This is a genomic window from Nocardioides sp. zg-1230, from assembly GCF_013155335.1.
GTDB lineage: Bacteria > Actinomycetota > Actinomycetes > Propionibacteriales > Nocardioidaceae > Nocardioides.
In genome coordinates this window covers 236,477-251,199 of record NZ_JABJQZ010000001.1, presented here as the reverse complement: position 1 = coordinate 251,199, position 14,723 = coordinate 236,477, and the positions used below count along the sequence as shown (strand labels likewise).

Here is a 14,723-nt window from a genome sequence, read left to right as displayed (position 1 = left end):
CTCATCACGATCCTGTCGCGGTGGCCGTCGGCCGGCCACCCCCGCTCGGGCGAGCGTCCCACCCGAAGGTGAGGTAGCCGACCCCGGACAGCAGGTGGGCGAGCGCGTGCGCCTCGTGCGGGACCATCGGTTCGGGGAGCGCGTCGAGGGGGAACCACCCCAGCTCAGCCGCCTTCTCCGGCTCGAGGATCCGCGGCTCGCCCGTCCACGAGCGGGCGGTGAAGAACCAGTCGACCCGTTCCTCGATCGCCGGACCGAACTGGCTGCGCTGCATCGAGAAGGCGAACTCGAGCGCGACGTCGGTGATGCCGAGCTCCTCGACCGCCTCGCGGCGCGCGGCGTCGTACGCCGTCTCGCCCGGCTCGACGTGCCCGGCGGCCGCGGCGGCCCAGTGGTCGGGCATGTAGGGGACGGGTCCGCGTCGCTGGAGGAGGACCTCCGTGCCGTCGGTCCCGTCGCGCAGCAGGTAGACGTAGGACGCCGGGACGAGGGCGAAGCGGTCACTCACGCGGCCACCGTAGAACCGGGTCAGCGGGTGGTGCCCGGCGGGATGTCGTCGTTCCTGCCATCGAGGGAGTCGAGCGCGTCGCGCGCCTTGCCGGTGGCCTGGTCGATCTTGTCGGCGTGCTTGCCGCCGGTCTTGTCGTTGACCATGTCGCCGGCCTTGTCGATGCCCTGCGCGATCTTGTCGCCGTGCTGGTCGACCGCGTCGGTGAGCTTGGCCTTCGCCTTGTCCAGGAATCCCATGGGTCCCGAGACTAGCCACGCTGCGACAATCGGGGCATGCCTCGTCCGGTCGTCGCCCTCGTCGGCGCGACGGCGTCCGGCAAGACCGGGCTGAGCCTCGACCTCGCCGAGCGGCTCGGGGGAGAGGTGGTCAACACCGACGCGATGCAGGTGTACCGCGGGATGGACGTCGGCACAGCCAAGCTGCCGGAGTCGGAGCGCCGCGGCATCCCGCACCACCTGCTCGACCTGTACGACGTCACCGCACCCGCCACCGTCGCGCTCTTCCAGGGCTGGGCGCGCGACGCGATCGCCGACATCCGCGGCCGCGACGCCACCCCGGTGCTGGTCGGCGGCTCCGCGCTCTACACCCGCGCGATCGTCGACCGGTTCGAGTTCCCCGGCACCGACGACTCGCTGCGGCGCGAGCTCGAGGCCGAGCTCGAGCGGGTGGGCAGCCACGCGCTGCACGAGCGGCTGGCGGGGGTGGATCCCGAGGCGGCGGCGGCGATCCTGCCCGACAACGGGCGCCGCGTCGTCCGCGCGCTCGAGGTGGTCGCGCTCACCGGCCGGCCGTTCAGCGCCAGCCTCCCGCGCCTGGAGTACGTCGACCCGCTGACGGTGCAGATCGGCGTCGACGTCGACCGGCCGACGCTCGACGCGCGGATCGCCCGGCGGGTCGAGGAGATGTTCGCCGGCGGGTTCGTGGAGGAGGTCGAGGCGCTGCTGGCCCACGGCCTCGCCGACGCCCGCACGGCCTCGCGGGCCATCGGCTACCGCGAGGTGATGGGCTTCCTCGCCGGCGACCGCAGCCTCGCCGAGGCGATCGAGCAGACGACCGTCGCCACGCGCCGCTTCGCGCGCCGCCAGGACTCGTGGTTCCGCAAGGACCCGCGCATCGTCTGGGTCGCGCACGACGACCCCGACCGCGTGGAGAAGGCGGTCGGGGCGGTCGAGCGGCTCGGCTGACTCAGCCTGGTTCCACCGATCTCTCGCCTGCTGCGCGCCACCATTCGGGCGCGCTTGACTGCGTTGTCGCGCGCTCGACGCGCCTGGCGGCCCGCCTTCGGCCCTCCGCCTTGCCAGCACACCCGCCTGGTGTCGCTCGCGACGGCGTCGATCGATGGAACCAGGCTCAGGCCGCGGCCGGGCGTACGACGTCGGGGTGGGGTCGGCGACCGGGACGCCCGGGACGTGATGCGTCGGCGGCGCCGAGGTCGGCCGCCTCCCGGATCCACTGCTCGATCTGCTCGGGCGTCCGCCCGCGCACGTCGGCGTAGCGCGTGACCCGCGTCGGCTTGATGCCGCAGAACTCCATGGTGCGGCCGCGCACCTGCTTGACGGTGCTGTCGCCGACGAGCGGCAGGTACCACCGCGGCGAGTCGGAGGTGACCGCGAGCCGGCCGGTGCGCCCGGCGAGCAGGCCCTCGGGCATCCCGTTGTCCTTGTAGCGGAAGGCCCAGCCGCGCTCGAGCGTGCGGTCGAAGAAGCCCTTGAGGAGCGCGGGCACCGAGCCCCACCACAGTGGCGTGAAGACGGCGACGTGGTCGGCCCACTCGAGCAGCTCGTGCGCGCGGGCCAGGTCGGGCTCGAGGCCCTGCGGCGTCCGGTAGCCAGTGTGGAGGGTGAGGTCGAAGTCGAGGTCGCGCAGGACGAGCACGGTGGCCGCGGCGCCGTCGGCGTACGACGCAGTAAGGCGGGCGGTGAGAGAAGCGGGGTCGGGGTGGCCGTCGATGACGAGGACGTTGCCCATGGTGGCTCCAATCTGGACAGTGACAAGAATCTGGACAACGTCCACATTGGAGTAGGATGTTGCTCATGTCAAGATCTGCGGCCGGATACCACCACGGCAACCTGCAGGCCGCGCTCGAGGACGCCGCGCTCGACCTGCTCGAGACCACGTCGGCGGCCAAGATCAGCCTGCGCGAGGTCGCCCGGCGGGCCGGGGTGAGCCACAACGCGCCCTACCACCACTTCGGCGACCGCGCCGCGCTGCTCAGCGCGCTCGGGGTGCGCGGCATGGCGGCACTGCTGGCCGCCCAGGAGGAGGCGGTCGCCGCGGCCGAGGGGACGGTTGCGAAGGTGCGTGCGCTCGGACTGGCCTACGTCGCGTACGCCGCCGCCCACCCGCAGGCGTTCGCGCTGGTCTTCGACCCGGACTACTGCGCCGCGGGCGCACCCAGCGCGGAGATGGCGCCCCTGATCGCCCGCAACGAGGAGCTGCTCGGCTCCCTGGTCGACGAGCTCGTGCAGGAGCCCGGCTGGGAGGGTCGCGACCCGATGGCCCTGTCGGCCGCGCTCTGGTCGACGGTGCACGGGATGGCGCAGCTGATCACGCTCGGCCACCTCGCGCCCGAGGCGGCGGAGGCCGCCCTCGACGCGCTCGTCCGGTAGTCCTCATGCCGGCAGGCTCTGGTCGTGCGGCTGATGTCGGGAGGGCGTCAGCATCAGCTGCAAGCGCGGTGTCGGTGGGCGGTGCGATGGTGGACCGATGGCGACGATCTACTACACCGGCTGCACGCTCGACGGCTTCATCGCGACCGACGACCATTCGCTCGACTGGCTCACCTCGCGTGACATCGACGAAGCGGGTCCGATGGCCTACCCCGCGTTCCGGGAGCGGCTCGGCGCCTGTGTCATGGGCGCCAGCACCTGGCAGTGGATCCTCGACCACGACGACGACCCGTGGGGGCCGCTGCCGACCTGGGTGCTGACCCACCGCACCTTCCCCGATGCCCCGCCGAGCGTGCGCTTCGACCGTGACGACGTGCGCCGCGTCCACGTCGAGATGACCGAGGTCGCCGACGGCAAGGACCTGTGGGTCGTGGGTGGCGGTGAGCTGGTGGGCCAGTTCCACGACGCCGGGCTGCTCGACGAGGTGTGGATCCAGTACGCCCCGGTGACCGTCGGCAGCGGAGCCCCCGTGCTGCCGCGCCACGTCGAGCTGCGCCTCGAGGAGACCGCCCGCAACCGCGACTTCATGTGCGGGCGCTACTCCGTCGTCCGCTGAGTCGTCCGCTGACCGCGCGAGGCGGGTGCGCGACGACGCACCCGCGGGGGTGTTGGACAACCTGCAGGGGCGGGGGCAGGGTGGGATCACCGACTCTCGGGAGGAACCCCCATGTCCCACCTCGCCCGCCGCGTCACCGCCGGTATCTCGGCCGCCAGCGGACTCGCCGTCGCTGCCGCGCTCGTCGCGACCCCGGTCCCCGCCCAGCCCGCGCCGCAGGCCGCGCCGGCGCCGTCGACCACCTCGGACCGCCCGACCGTCAAGGATCCGACCGCGGTCGGCAAGGGCGGCGCGATCAGCACGGTCGACCCCGAGGCGAGCGCTGCCGGGCTCAAGGTCCTCAAGGCGGGCGGCAACGCGGTCGACGCCGCGGTGGCGGCTGCGGCGACGCTCGGCGTCACCGAGCCCTACAGCGCCGGCATCGGCGGAGGCGGCTACTTCGTCTTCTACAACGCCAAGTCCGGCAAGGTCCGCACGCTCGACGGCCGCGAGACCGCCCCGATGAAGATGCCGCAGGACGCCTTCATCGACCCGGCGACGGGCAAGCCCTACCCGTTCACCCCCGACCTGGTGACCAGCGGCGCGAGCGTCGGCACCCCCGGCACCCTCGCCACCTGGGACAAGGCGCTCGCCAACTGGGGCACGCTCTCGCTCGCCGACGCCCTGGCTCCGGCCACCAAGGTCGCGCGTCGCGGCTTCAAGGTCGACGAGACCTTCCGCCAGCAGACGCTCGACAACGAGGTGCGCTTCGCGGCCTTCAAGGACACCAAGAAGCTGTTCCTGCCCAAGGGCGACGCCCCCAAGGTCGGCTCGGTCTTCCGCAACCCCGAGCTCGCCGAGACCTACGACATGATCGCCCAGCGGGGCACGAAGGCGTTCTACCGCGGCAAGCTCGCCCGGCTGATGTCGGAGGTCGTGCGCAAGCCCCGCACCACCAAGAACACCGAGCTCCCCGTGCCCGCCGGCTGGCTCACCGCGCGCGACCTGCGCGACTACCGCGTCCGCTCGCAGCGTGCCGTCCGCACCACCTACCGCGGCCACGACGTCTACGGCATGGCGCCCTCCTCGTCGGGCGGCACGACCGTCGGCGAGGCGCTCAACATCCTGGAGCGCTACGACCTCTCGTCGATGACGGCGGAGCAGGCGCTCCACCACTACCTCGAGGCCAGTGCCCTGGCCTACGCCGACCGCGGCAAGTACCTCGGTGACCCCGCCTTCGTCGACGTGCCGACCAAGCGGCTCCTCGACGACCGGTTCGCCGCCGAGCGGGCCTGCTTCCTCGACCCGGCGAAGGCCGCGACCAAGCCGGTCGCGGCGGGTGACGTGACGTCGTACGACGGCGTGTGCTCCCCGTCGACGGCGAAGGGCACCACCGACGCCGACACCGAGAACATCTCCACCACCAACCTCACGGTCGCCGACCAGTGGGGCAACGTCGTCGAGTACACCCTCACCATCGAGCAGACCGGCGGCTCGGGCATGGTCGTGCCGGGCCACGGCTTCCTGCTCAACAACGAGCTCACCGACTTCTCGACCGTGTACGACGCCGCCGACCCCAACCGCATCCAGCCCGGCAAGCGTCCGCGGAGCTCGATGTCGCCGACGATCGTGCTCAAGGACGGCAAGCCGTTCCTCGCCCTCGGCTCGCCCGGTGGCTCGACGATCATCACGACCGTGCTGCAGATGCTGGTCAACCGCATCGACCTCGGCATGACGATCGAGGAGGCCATCGCGGCGCCGCGCGCCACCCAGCGCAACACGACCAACGTGACCGCCGAGCCGGCGTTCATCGCGACCTACGGTCCGGCGCTGACGGCGCTCGGGCACACGCTGGTCCCGGCGGGCGACGCGTTCACCAGCGCCGCCGAGATCGGTGCGGCGACGGCGATCGAGATCGGGCCGCGCAAGCGGCTGACCGCGGTGGCCGAGCCGAGCCGTCGCGGCAAGGGGTCCGCGAAGGTGGTCGACCCGCGGTAGTCGTCCGCGGGCCTGCCATGATCGGGGCGTGAGCTACCCCTTCCGCAAGGGCCACGGCACGGAGAACGACTTCGTGGTGCTGCCCGACCCCGACGGCACGGTCCACGGTGACCTGTCCGCGGAGCGGGTGCGGGCGCTGTGCGACCGCCGGTCCGGCATCGGCGGCGACGGCGTGCTCCGGGCCGTCCGTCAGGGCGACGGCTGGTTCATGGACTACCGCAACGCCGACGGGTCGCTCAGCGAGATGTGCGGCAACGGGATCCGGGTCTTCGCCCGCTACCTCCACGAGCACGAGGGCGAGCCCTTCCCGATGCGCATCGGGACGCGCGCGGGCGTGAAGGTCCTCGACCGGACCGGCGACGAGTACACCGCCGACATGGGCACCCCCGAGGTGCTGGGCGAGACCGAGGTGTCGGTGATGGGCCACACCTGGCCCGCCGTCCACGTCTCGATGGGCAACCCCCACGCCGTGGCGTACGTCGACAACCTGGCCGAGCCGGGCCCGCTGCTCGAGCCGCCGGAGCACGACGACGCGATCTACCCCGAGGGCGTCAACGTCGAGTTCGTGGTGCGTCGCGGTGAGCACCACGTGGCGATGCGGGTGCACGAGCGCGGCTCGGGCGAGACCCGCTCCTGCGGCACCGGCGCCTGCGCGGTGGCGGTCGCCACGGCACTGGCCGACGACGCGCCCCGCGGGACGACGTACCGCGTCGACCTGCCCGGCGGCACGCTGCACGTGGTGTGGACCGAGGACGACCGCGTCCTGATGACCGGCCCTGCCGTGCTCGTCGCCGAGGGCGTCACCGACCTCTGAGCCACGCCCGAGGTCGAGTGCGCTCGCGGCACCATCCGCCGCGGGGCCGCGCACTCGACCCGTCTACGATCCGGGCCATGGACATCACCGGATCCACCGCCATCGTCACCGGCGGCGCGAGCGGCATCGGTGCCGCCGTCGCGCGAGCCCTCGCTGCCCGGGGCGCCGTGGTCGTCGTCGCCGACCTCAACGCCGAGAAGGGCGAGGCGCTGGCCACGGAGATCGGCGGCGTCTTCGCCTCCGTCGACGTGACGAAGACAGAGCAGGTCGCCGCCGCCGTCGAGGCGGCCGCCGAGATCGCCCCGCTGCGCGCGTGCGTCAACTCCGCCGGCATCGGCTGGGCGCAGCGCACCATCGGTCGCGACGGGCTGCTCGAGCAGGCCCACGACCTCGACGCCTTCCGCAAGGTCGTCGAGATCAACCTGATCGGCACCTTCGACATGACCCGCCAGGCCGCGACCGTGATGAGCCGCAACGAGCCCGACGCCGACGGCCAGCGCGGTGCGATCGTGAACCTCGCCTCGGTCGCCGCGTTCGACGGCCAGATCGGCCAGGCGTCCTACTCCGCCTCCAAGGGCGGCGTCGTCGGCATGACCCTGCCCGTCGCACGCGACCTGTCGGCGGCCGGCATCCGGCTCAACACCGTGGCGCCCGGGCTGATCGACACCCCGATCTACGACGCGTTCCCCAACCCCGAGGAGTTCAAGGCCAACCTCGGCCAGAACGTCCTGTTCCCGAAGCGCCTCGGCCGCGCGGAGGAGCTCGCCAGCATGGTCGTGGAGTGCCTGACCAACTCCTACATGAACGGCGAGACGATCCGCGTCGACGGCGGCATCCGGATGCCACCCAAGTGACGTCGGCCTGACCGCTGCACTGGTCCAGACCGTCGTCCACGATTCGGGCGAACCCCGGCACGGGTCGCCCGAAAGGGTGGATGGTGCTTGCGGGAAGCATGCATCAACGCCTGTGGGGGGCACGATGACCAACGTGGTGGAGCCGCGCGCAGCGACGGCCGACGGGGACGACAACGAGCTGGCCACGCTCGTACGACGATGGATGGGCGCGCGCCGCGGCGGCGCCCTGCGCGTGGCGCAGGAGCCGAAGGCACCGGACGCGAAGGCGCCTGCCGTGAAGGCGCCGCTGGAGCCGCCCGACGCGAAGGCGCCCGACGTGAAGACACCTGACGTGACCGAGCGACCGGCGCCGGTGCCCGCCGCCCGCGTCCTCCCGCGGCGACCGGTCGCGGACGAGCTCGACCTCGCGAGGAGGGTGGCGGTGCTGATCGACGCGCGTCGCATCACCGCCGACGCCGCCGCGGGCCTGCTCGACCGGCTCCCCGGGCGTGGCGCCGTCACCGTGTGCCGCGCCTACGCGGACTGGAGCCGCTCCGACCTCGGGTCGTGGGTCGACCGGTTGCGGCGCCAGGGGCTGCACTCCTTCCACCAGCTCGCCGGCGACGACGAGCAGACACGGGTGGCGCTGGCCATCGACGCCGTCGACATCGCCCGCGAGGCGGCGGTCGACGAGGTGGTCCTCGCCGGTGACATGACCTCGATGCTCCCGCTGCTGCACCGCCTGCACGCGGCCGGCGTCCGCGTCGTGGTGGTCGGGCCGGGGCACACGCCCCACGACGTACGCGCTGCGTGCGACGAGTTCGTCGACGAGGGGTCCCTGGTGGGGGAGCCCGCGATGCCCGCCGGACGGCACCGCGCCTGAGCCCGTGCGCCGGCTGCGGCCGTCAGCCCGGCTGTCAGCCCTGCGCGAAACCGTTCGCGCAGGTGGGACCGGGCGACCTACCCTTGCTCACATATGACGAACGCACCTGACTTCAACCTGCGCGACGCCCTCGACGCCACCCGCGGCTGGGACGACGACGCGATCGAGCTCGACGACGAGCTGCTCGACACCGACGCCGCCGAAGACACCGACGACGATGCTGACTTCGAGTCCGGCTATGCCGACACGGCGTACGACGACTACGACGAGGACGACCCCGAGGAGCTGACCCTCGGCGCGCAGGAGCTCGCCGAGCGCCACGCCCTGCGCCGGGTCGCGAGCCTGCGCACCGAGCTCGAGGACATCACCGAGGTCGAGTACCGCCAGCTCCGCCTGGAGAAGGTCGTGCTCGTCGGCGTGTGGACCGAGGGGTCCGTCACCGACGCCGAGAACTCCATGGCCGAGCTCGCACTGCTCGCCGAGACCGCCGGGTCCGAGGTGCTCGAGGCCGTCTTCCAGCGCCGGCAGAAGCCCGACCCGGCGACCTACATCGGTCGCGGCAAGGTCGAGGCGATCCGCGAGATCGTGCAGGCCACCGGCGCCGACACCGTCATCTGCGACGGTGAGCTCGCGCCCAGCCAGCTGCGCAACCTCGAGGACAAGATCAAGGTCAAGGTCGTCGACCGCACCGCGCTGATCCTCGACATCTTCGCCCAGCACGCGAAGAGCAAGGAGGGCCAGGCGCAGGTCGAGCTGGCTCAGCTGCAGTACATGAAGCAGCGCCTGCGCGGCTGGGGCGGCAACCTGTCCCGCCAGGCCGGTGGCCGTGCCGCGGGCGGTGAGGGCATCGGCGGCCGCGGTCCCGGTGAGACCAAGATCGAGACCGACCGGCGCCGCATCAACACCAAGATCGCCAAGCTGCGCCGCGAGCTCAAGGAGATGCGCGGCACCCGCGAGGTCAAGCGCCAGTCGCGGCGCCGCAACCACGTGCCGAGCGTCGCGATCGCGGGCTACACCAACGCCGGCAAGTCGTCGCTGCTCAACCGGCTCACCGACGCCGGTGTGCTGGTGGAGGACGCGCTGTTCGCGACCCTCGACCCCACCACGCGTCGTACGACGACCAGCGACGGCCGCGTCTACACGATGTCCGACACCGTGGGCTTCGTCCGCCACCTGCCGCACGACCTCGTCGAGGCGTTCCGCTCGACGTTGGAGGAGGTCGCCGACGCCGACCTGCTGCTCCACGTGGTCGACGGCTCGCACCCCGACCCCGAGGGCCAGATCGCCGCGGTGCGTGAGGTGCTCGCCGAGATCGGTGCGACCAAGGTGCCCGAGGTCATCGTCATCAACAAGGCCGACGCCGCCGACCCCCTCGTGATCGGCCGGCTCAAGGCCCGCGAGCCGCACAGCGTCGTGGTGAGCGCGAAGACCGGCGAGGGCATCGAGGAGGCGCTGCGCACCATCGAGTCCGAGCTGCCGCGGCCGCAGGTCGAGTTCGACGTGCTGCTGCCCTACGAGCGCGGCGACCTGGTCAACCGGATCCACCAGGAGGCCGAGATCGGCTCGATGGAGCACACCGGCGACGGCACGCTCGTGGTCGGCCGTGCCAACGCCGACCTCGCCGGCGAGCTCGAGGGCTACGCCCGCTGATCCACGCCTGACGACACACGACGGCCCGGGTGCATCGCACCCGGGCCGCCGTCGTTGTCCTTGCCGGTGCTACTCCTTGTTCCTCTTGCAGGCGTTGCCGACGTCGACGGCCTCACCGCGGTCGACGATGACCTCACGGGTGGCCAGCACGTTGCCGCGCTTGTCGGCGCAGCTCAGCAGCCACGCCTCCTTGGTCCCGGTCGGGCCGTCCGGGCTCCGGAAGGCGACGGTGCCGGACCAGTCGTACTCCGCCGTGCCGCCGGCGTAGTTGTTGGCCTCGAGGGTGTAGGTGCCCGGCTGTGGGTCGGGGATCGTGATCACCTCGGGGTTCGCCAGCGTGGCGCCGGACCCGACCGGCTCACCGTCGGGACCGTAGAGGAAGAAGTCCCAGTCCTGTGCCTCCGGGTCCGCAGTGGCCGGCCAGTCGATGGACACGTCCAGCCAGCCGTTGTCCACAGCCGGCATGCCCTGCACCTCGAAGGTGACGTACTCGCTCCCGCCGACCGCCGGCACGCCGACCGGGTTGACCAACGTGATCGGCGCCTGCGGCGGCCCCTGGGCCTCACGGCCGTAGCGACCCATCACGAGCGGCCGGGTCGAGGGGTTGACGTCGAAGTCGAAGCGTCCCCCCTCCGAGGTGTAGTCGGTGCGCAGCTTGTCGGTGTAGAGCAGCGGCTCCCCGACCGTGCCGTTGGTCTGGATGACCGGGGAGGTCTCCGACGTCACCGTCTTGGTCACGCTGACCGTGTGCTTGGCCGGCGCGGTGCCCGTGATGACCGAGTGCAGGTCGCGGTCGGCGGCCGCCTCGGTCGCGAGCCAGTACGCCTCCCGGTTGCCGCCGAGCCCGGCGCCGTCGGCCGGTGCCTGGCCGAGGTACTCGCCGACCACCGCCTCCTCGTAGGCCGGGTGGAAGCCCTCGTCACCGATCTCGAAGGTGTAGCCGAAGCCGCCGGTGATCCAGTAGCTCCAGTCCTCGGTGGAGCCCGAGGTGTCGTAGAGCTGGTAGGACGCCTGGCTGACGTAGTCGTTCTTCGACGCCATCGCGTCACCCAAGGCCTTCAGCTCGGGCTCGTCGATCGCGAAGCCGGTGGAGGCGATGGCCGGGGGACGCAGGACGAGGTTGCTGTAGGTGTGGTTGGAGATCATCACCGTGACCGCGCGCTCGGAGATGAGCTTGCGGACCGCGTCGCTCTCGGGCTCGCTGCCGGGGGCGTCGCCGCGGTAGGTGTCGTTGGACCAGTTGGTGCTGGCGCCGCCGCCGCCCCAGAAGCCGGGGTAGTTGCGGTTGAGGTCGGTGCCGCGCAGGCGACCGGCGAGGTTGTTGTCGCACGAGCCGGTCGTGTACTGGGCCGGGGTGTTCGCCGAGATGGAGCAGTTCTTGCGCTTCATCTCGTAGTCGAAGACGGAGAAGTTGCCCAGCGGCGCGGCGGTGCGCGAGATCTTGAAGCCGTCGACGTTGACGACCGGCACCAGGATCACCCGCGAGCGCGACAGCAGGTCACGTGCCCGCGCGTCGCCGGCGGTGTAGGACTGGAGCAGGTCGAAGGCGAACTCCATCGTGTGCTCGGCGCTGGGCCACTCACGCGCGTGGTGGGCACCCATCAGCAGGAAGGTCGGCTTGCCGTCCTTGACGTTGTCGGCGTCGACGGTGACCTCGATACCGCGGATGTCCTCGCCGAGGACCGTCTTGTTGGCCAGGGTCAGCGGGCGGGTGAGCGAGGGGTAGTCGCTGGCCAGCTGCTCCATGTCGCTGAGGTAGTCGGCGTACTGCCGGTAGGAGGTGCGGCCGCTGGGCAGTCCCGAGTCGGCCACCGAGGCGGCGTACGCGCGATCGGCCTTGGCGTTCTTCTTCGTGAGCGCCTCGAGGTCCTTGACGGTGACCCGCCAGGTGAAGCCGGCGTCGCGCAGGGTCTGGGCGTCCTCGGCGTCGTGGAGGACGACCTCGATGCCGCGCCTGTCGGCGTGCTCGGTGACGTCGAGACCGAGCCCGATGACCTCGTTGCGGTCCTCGACCGTCGGGGCCTTGACCATGACGATCTGCGTGGTGTCGTCGGCTGCCGCGCGGGCCAGCTCACGTGGTGCGTCGTCGCGCCCGGCGTTGCCGGTGGCACCCGCTGCGGTGGCAGCTAGTCCTGCGGCGACGAGAGCGGTGACGGTGGCCAGCCTGGTGGCGCCGGCCCGTGGAATGCGTGGTGACATGTGTGCTCCCAAGAGGTGACTGCCGCGAGGGGGGATCCGCGGTGTGACCCACACAACACTGTGGGCTGTTTCCGTGTCGATACCTACTACGGCGTACAGTCGCACGCGTTTTGCGTGTCACGAGCAGCCCGGAACCTTCCGTTCGGGCCACCCGTTGACCCGTCCGTGCCCGGATTCGGGCGTTCGAAGTCTCGTCAGGGAGGATGTCGCGCATGTCACGTGGTGTCTGGGTCCGCTTCATCCTGGTGCTCGGCCTGCTGGTCGGGTGCGTGGCGCTAGCCGTCAACGTCAAGCCCAACCTCGGCCTCGACCTCCGCGGCGGTGCGCAGTTCATCTTCGAGGCGGAGGGCACCGAGCAGACCCCGGCCACGGCCGAGAACGTCGACAAGACCCTCGAGGTGCTCCGCGGCCGCGTCGACGCCCTCGGTGTCGCCGAGTCCACGCTGGTGCGCCAGGGTGAGAACCGCATCCTCGTCGAGCTGCCCGGCGTCACCAGCGACGAGGAGGCCCAGGAGGCCGAGGACCGCATCGGCAGCACCGCCCAGCTGACGATCCACGAGGTGATCGGCACCGCCCAGCCCGACGCCGAGCCCGCCAAGAAGAACAACCAGGTCCTGCCCTCTGACCAGGGCGACACCATCGAGGTCGGCCCCACCGTCATCCAGGGCGAGGAGATCAGCGGCGCGAGCGCCGTGCAGCGCGACCAGAGCGTCGAGTGGGTGGTGGCGATCGACTTCAACGGCGAGGGCGGCCGCACCTGGGCCGACATCACCGGCAAGGCCGCGTGCAACCCGTCCGGCGACCCCAAGCGCCGCATCGCGATCGTCCTCGACGGAGAGGTCATCTCCTCGCCCGAGGTCAACACCGACGTCGGCTGCAACGTCGGCATCCGCGGCGGCTCGACCGACATCACCGGCAACTTCACCTCCGAGGAGTCCAAGGACCTCGCCGCGTTGATCGAGGGCGGCGCGCTGCCGCTCGAGCTCCGCGCGATCTCCGACCGCCTCGTCGGCCCCTCGCTGGGTGCCGCGGCGATCGACGCCTCCGTGGAGGCCGGCATCATCGGCATCGCGCTGACCGGCCTGTTCATCATCTTCGTCTACCGCCTCGTCGGCTTCGCCGCGACGCTCGCGCTGGCGTCGTACGCCCTGCTCGCGTACGCCATGCTCGTCGGGCTGGGCTCGACGCTGACGCTGCCCGGCCTCGCGGGCTTCGTGCTCGCCATCGGTATGGCGATCGACGCCAACGTGCTCGTCTTCGAGCGAGCGCGCGAGGAGTACCAGGCCTATCCGTCCGCCGGGCTCAGGCGGGCGCTCCAGGTCGGCTTCAACAAGGCGTGGAGCGCGATCATCGACTCCAACATCACCACGCTGCTCGCGGCCGGCCTGCTGTTCTTCCTCGGCTCCGGTCCCATCAAGGGCTTCGGTGTCACGCTGTCGATCGGTGTCATCGCCTCGATGGTCTCGGCGCTGATCATCGCGCGCGTGCTGTGCGACCTCGCCGTGTCCAACAAGGCGGTCGCCCGCCGTCCCGCCGTCAGCGGCCTCGGCTCGGTCGGCAAGGTGCGCCAGTGGCTGGACCGCAAGGACCCCCAGCTGATGACGCGCCGCAAGACCTGGCTCGGCATCTCGGCCGCCGCGCTCGTCGTCGCCGTCGCCGGCATCGTGACGCAGGGGCTCAACCTCGGCGTCGAGTTCACCGGCGGTCGCCAGCTCGACTACTCGGTGACCAACCAGGACATGACGGTCGACCAGGCCCGCGAGGCCGTCGCGGACGCCGGCTTCCCCGAGGCGGTCGTGCAGACCGCCGACACCGCCGACTTCACGGTGCGCGTCGGCGAGGTGTCAAACGAGGAGGAGCAGCGAATCGAGGACGAGCTCGCCTCGGTCGGCGGCGACGTCAGCAAGGTCGACGACCAGCAGATCAGCGCCTCGCTCGGCGAGCAGCTGCGCAACAACGCGCTCATCGCCTTCGGTGTCGCGTTCCTGGCCCAGCTGCTCTACCTCGCGATCCGGTTCAAGTGGACCTTCGGTGTCGCCGCAGTGCTCGGCATGGCGCACGACGTGATCCTCGTGGTCGGCCTCTTCGCCTGGCTGCAGAAGCCCATCGACGGCATCTTCCTCGCCGCCGCGATGACGATCGTGGGTTTGTCGGTCAACGACACCGTCGTCGTCTTCGACCGCATCCGCGAACGCTGGTGGGGCTCCAAGCCCGAGGACGACTTCACCGACGTCTCCAACAAGGCGGCCGTCGAGACCATCCCGCGCACGGTCAACACCGGCCTCGGCTCGATGTTCATCCTGGCCGCGCTGGTGTTCCTGGGTGGTGACTCGCTCCAGGACTTCGCCATCGCGCTGCTCGTCGGCCTCGTCGTCGGTACCGTTTCCTCGGTCTTCGTCTCAACCCCGCTCCTCACCTACTTCCACGAGAAGTGGCCGATGAGCCGGGTGAAGAAGGAGAAGGTCGAGCGCGCCCCCGAGGACTCCGGCGCCGTCGTCTGACGCCTGGTCGGTTCGGACTTCGGGCCCGGCCTTCTCGGGGACTCCCCGCTCGAGCGTGGAGTCCGTCACTGGGAGGGGTGTACAACCCCCTCCAGGTGTCGGACTACCCCCACAAGTACGGCCGGCGGCT

13 protein-coding genes are annotated in these 14,723 nt (G+C 71.3%); 9 read left to right on the top strand and 4 right to left on the bottom strand.

Annotated features, from left to right (window positions below):
• Window positions 1-4: 4 nt before the first annotated feature.
• On the bottom strand, window positions 5-508 hold the full coding sequence (locus HOO61_RS01190) for an NUDIX domain-containing protein (RefSeq protein WP_172256181.1): 504 nt from the start codon (window positions 506-508) through the stop codon (window positions 5-7).
• 20 nt (window positions 509-528) lie between these two features.
• A complete protein-coding gene (locus tag HOO61_RS01185; protein ID WP_172256179.1) occupies window positions 529-747 on the bottom strand; it encodes an antitoxin in 219 nt (72 codons plus the stop codon).
• 36 nt (window positions 748-783) lie between these two features.
• On the opposite strand from HOO61_RS01185, the gene miaA reads away from it, so the two are divergent.
• Window positions 784-1,695 carry a tRNA (adenosine(37)-N6)-dimethylallyltransferase MiaA gene (gene miaA, locus HOO61_RS01180; RefSeq protein WP_172256177.1) on the top strand — a complete coding sequence of 304 codons (912 nt, stop codon included), beginning with the start codon at window positions 784-786 and terminating at the stop codon, window positions 1,693-1,695.
• Between the two features lie 166 nt (window positions 1,696-1,861).
• Here miaA and HOO61_RS01175 read toward each other — a convergent pair whose 3' ends face one another.
• On the bottom strand, window positions 1,862-2,479 hold the full coding sequence (locus HOO61_RS01175; protein WP_172256175.1) for an NAD(P)H-dependent oxidoreductase: 618 nt from the start codon (window positions 2,477-2,479) through the stop codon (window positions 1,862-1,864).
• 65 nt (window positions 2,480-2,544) lie between these two features.
• Between HOO61_RS01175 and HOO61_RS01170 the strand changes: the two genes are divergently transcribed.
• The 7 genes from HOO61_RS01170 to hflX all read left to right on the top strand — a co-directional run bounded on the left by HOO61_RS01170 (window position 2,545) and on the right by hflX (window position 9,893).
• Entirely contained in the window at window positions 2,545-3,120 is a 576-nt protein-coding gene (locus tag HOO61_RS01170; protein ID WP_172256173.1) for a TetR/AcrR family transcriptional regulator, read from the top strand.
• Between the two features lie 97 nt (window positions 3,121-3,217).
• Window positions 3,218-3,736, top strand: a complete 519-nt coding sequence (locus HOO61_RS01165; protein WP_172256171.1) for a dihydrofolate reductase family protein — start codon at window positions 3,218-3,220, stop codon at window positions 3,734-3,736.
• Window positions 3,737-3,847: 111 nt separating this feature from the next.
• Window positions 3,848-5,713: a gamma-glutamyltransferase gene (gene ggt, locus HOO61_RS01160; protein WP_172256169.1), complete on the top strand. Its 1,866-nt coding sequence runs from the start codon at window positions 3,848-3,850 to the stop codon at window positions 5,711-5,713.
• A 28-nt stretch (window positions 5,714-5,741) separates the two neighbouring features.
• Window positions 5,742-6,527 (top strand): diaminopimelate epimerase, encoded by a 786-nt coding sequence (gene dapF / locus HOO61_RS01155; protein ID WP_172256167.1) that lies wholly within the window; start codon window positions 5,742-5,744, stop codon window positions 6,525-6,527.
• A 77-nt stretch (window positions 6,528-6,604) separates the two neighbouring features.
• Entirely contained in the window at window positions 6,605-7,381 is a 777-nt protein-coding gene (locus HOO61_RS01150; RefSeq protein ID WP_172256165.1) for an SDR family oxidoreductase, read from the top strand.
• 124 nt (window positions 7,382-7,505) lie between these two features.
• Complete coding sequence (locus HOO61_RS01145; RefSeq protein WP_172256163.1) at window positions 7,506-8,243, top strand: NYN domain-containing protein; 738 nt, start codon at window positions 7,506-7,508, stop codon at window positions 8,241-8,243.
• A gap of 93 nt (window positions 8,244-8,336) precedes the next feature.
• Window positions 8,337-9,893, top strand: a complete 1,557-nt coding sequence (gene hflX, locus HOO61_RS01140) for a GTPase HflX (RefSeq protein ID WP_253941947.1) — start codon at window positions 8,337-8,339, stop codon at window positions 9,891-9,893.
• 69 nt (window positions 9,894-9,962) lie between these two features.
• On the opposite strand, the gene HOO61_RS01135 is transcribed toward hflX, so the two are convergent.
• A complete protein-coding gene (locus tag HOO61_RS01135) occupies window positions 9,963-12,092 on the bottom strand; it encodes a M14 family zinc carboxypeptidase (RefSeq protein WP_172256161.1) in 2,130 nt (709 codons plus the stop codon).
• A 212-nt stretch (window positions 12,093-12,304) separates the two neighbouring features.
• Between HOO61_RS01135 and secD the strand changes: the two genes are divergently transcribed.
• Window positions 12,305-14,593 carry a protein translocase subunit SecD gene (secD, locus tag HOO61_RS01130; RefSeq protein WP_172256159.1) on the top strand — a complete coding sequence of 763 codons (2,289 nt, stop codon included), beginning with the start codon at window positions 12,305-12,307 and terminating at the stop codon, window positions 14,591-14,593.
• Window positions 14,594-14,723: the final 130 nt, after the last annotated feature.

Coding starts and splice junctions, on each gene's coding strand:
- HOO61_RS01185 (WP_172256179.1), bottom strand. CDS start 747: ATGGGATTCCTGGACAAGGCGAAGGCCAAGCTCACCGACGCGGTCGAC.
- miaA (WP_172256177.1), top strand. CDS start 784: ATGCCTCGTCCGGTCGTCGCCCTCGTCGGCGCGACGGCGTCCGGCAAG.
- HOO61_RS01175 (WP_172256175.1), bottom strand. CDS start 2,479: ATGGGCAACGTCCTCGTCATCGACGGCCACCCCGACCCCGCTTCTCTC.
- HOO61_RS01170 (WP_172256173.1), top strand. CDS start 2,545: ATGTCAAGATCTGCGGCCGGATACCACCACGGCAACCTGCAGGCCGCG.
- HOO61_RS01165 (WP_172256171.1), top strand. CDS start 3,218: ATGGCGACGATCTACTACACCGGCTGCACGCTCGACGGCTTCATCGCG.
- ggt (WP_172256169.1), top strand. CDS start 3,848: ATGTCCCACCTCGCCCGCCGCGTCACCGCCGGTATCTCGGCCGCCAGC.
- HOO61_RS01150 (WP_172256165.1), top strand. CDS start 6,605: ATGGACATCACCGGATCCACCGCCATCGTCACCGGCGGCGCGAGCGGC.
- HOO61_RS01145 (WP_172256163.1), top strand. CDS start 7,506: ATGACCAACGTGGTGGAGCCGCGCGCAGCGACGGCCGACGGGGACGAC.
- hflX (WP_253941947.1), top strand. CDS start 8,337: ATGACGAACGCACCTGACTTCAACCTGCGCGACGCCCTCGACGCCACC.
- HOO61_RS01135 (WP_172256161.1), bottom strand. CDS start 12,092: ATGTCACCACGCATTCCACGGGCCGGCGCCACCAGGCTGGCCACCGTC.
- secD (WP_172256159.1), top strand. CDS start 12,305: ATGTCACGTGGTGTCTGGGTCCGCTTCATCCTGGTGCTCGGCCTGCTG.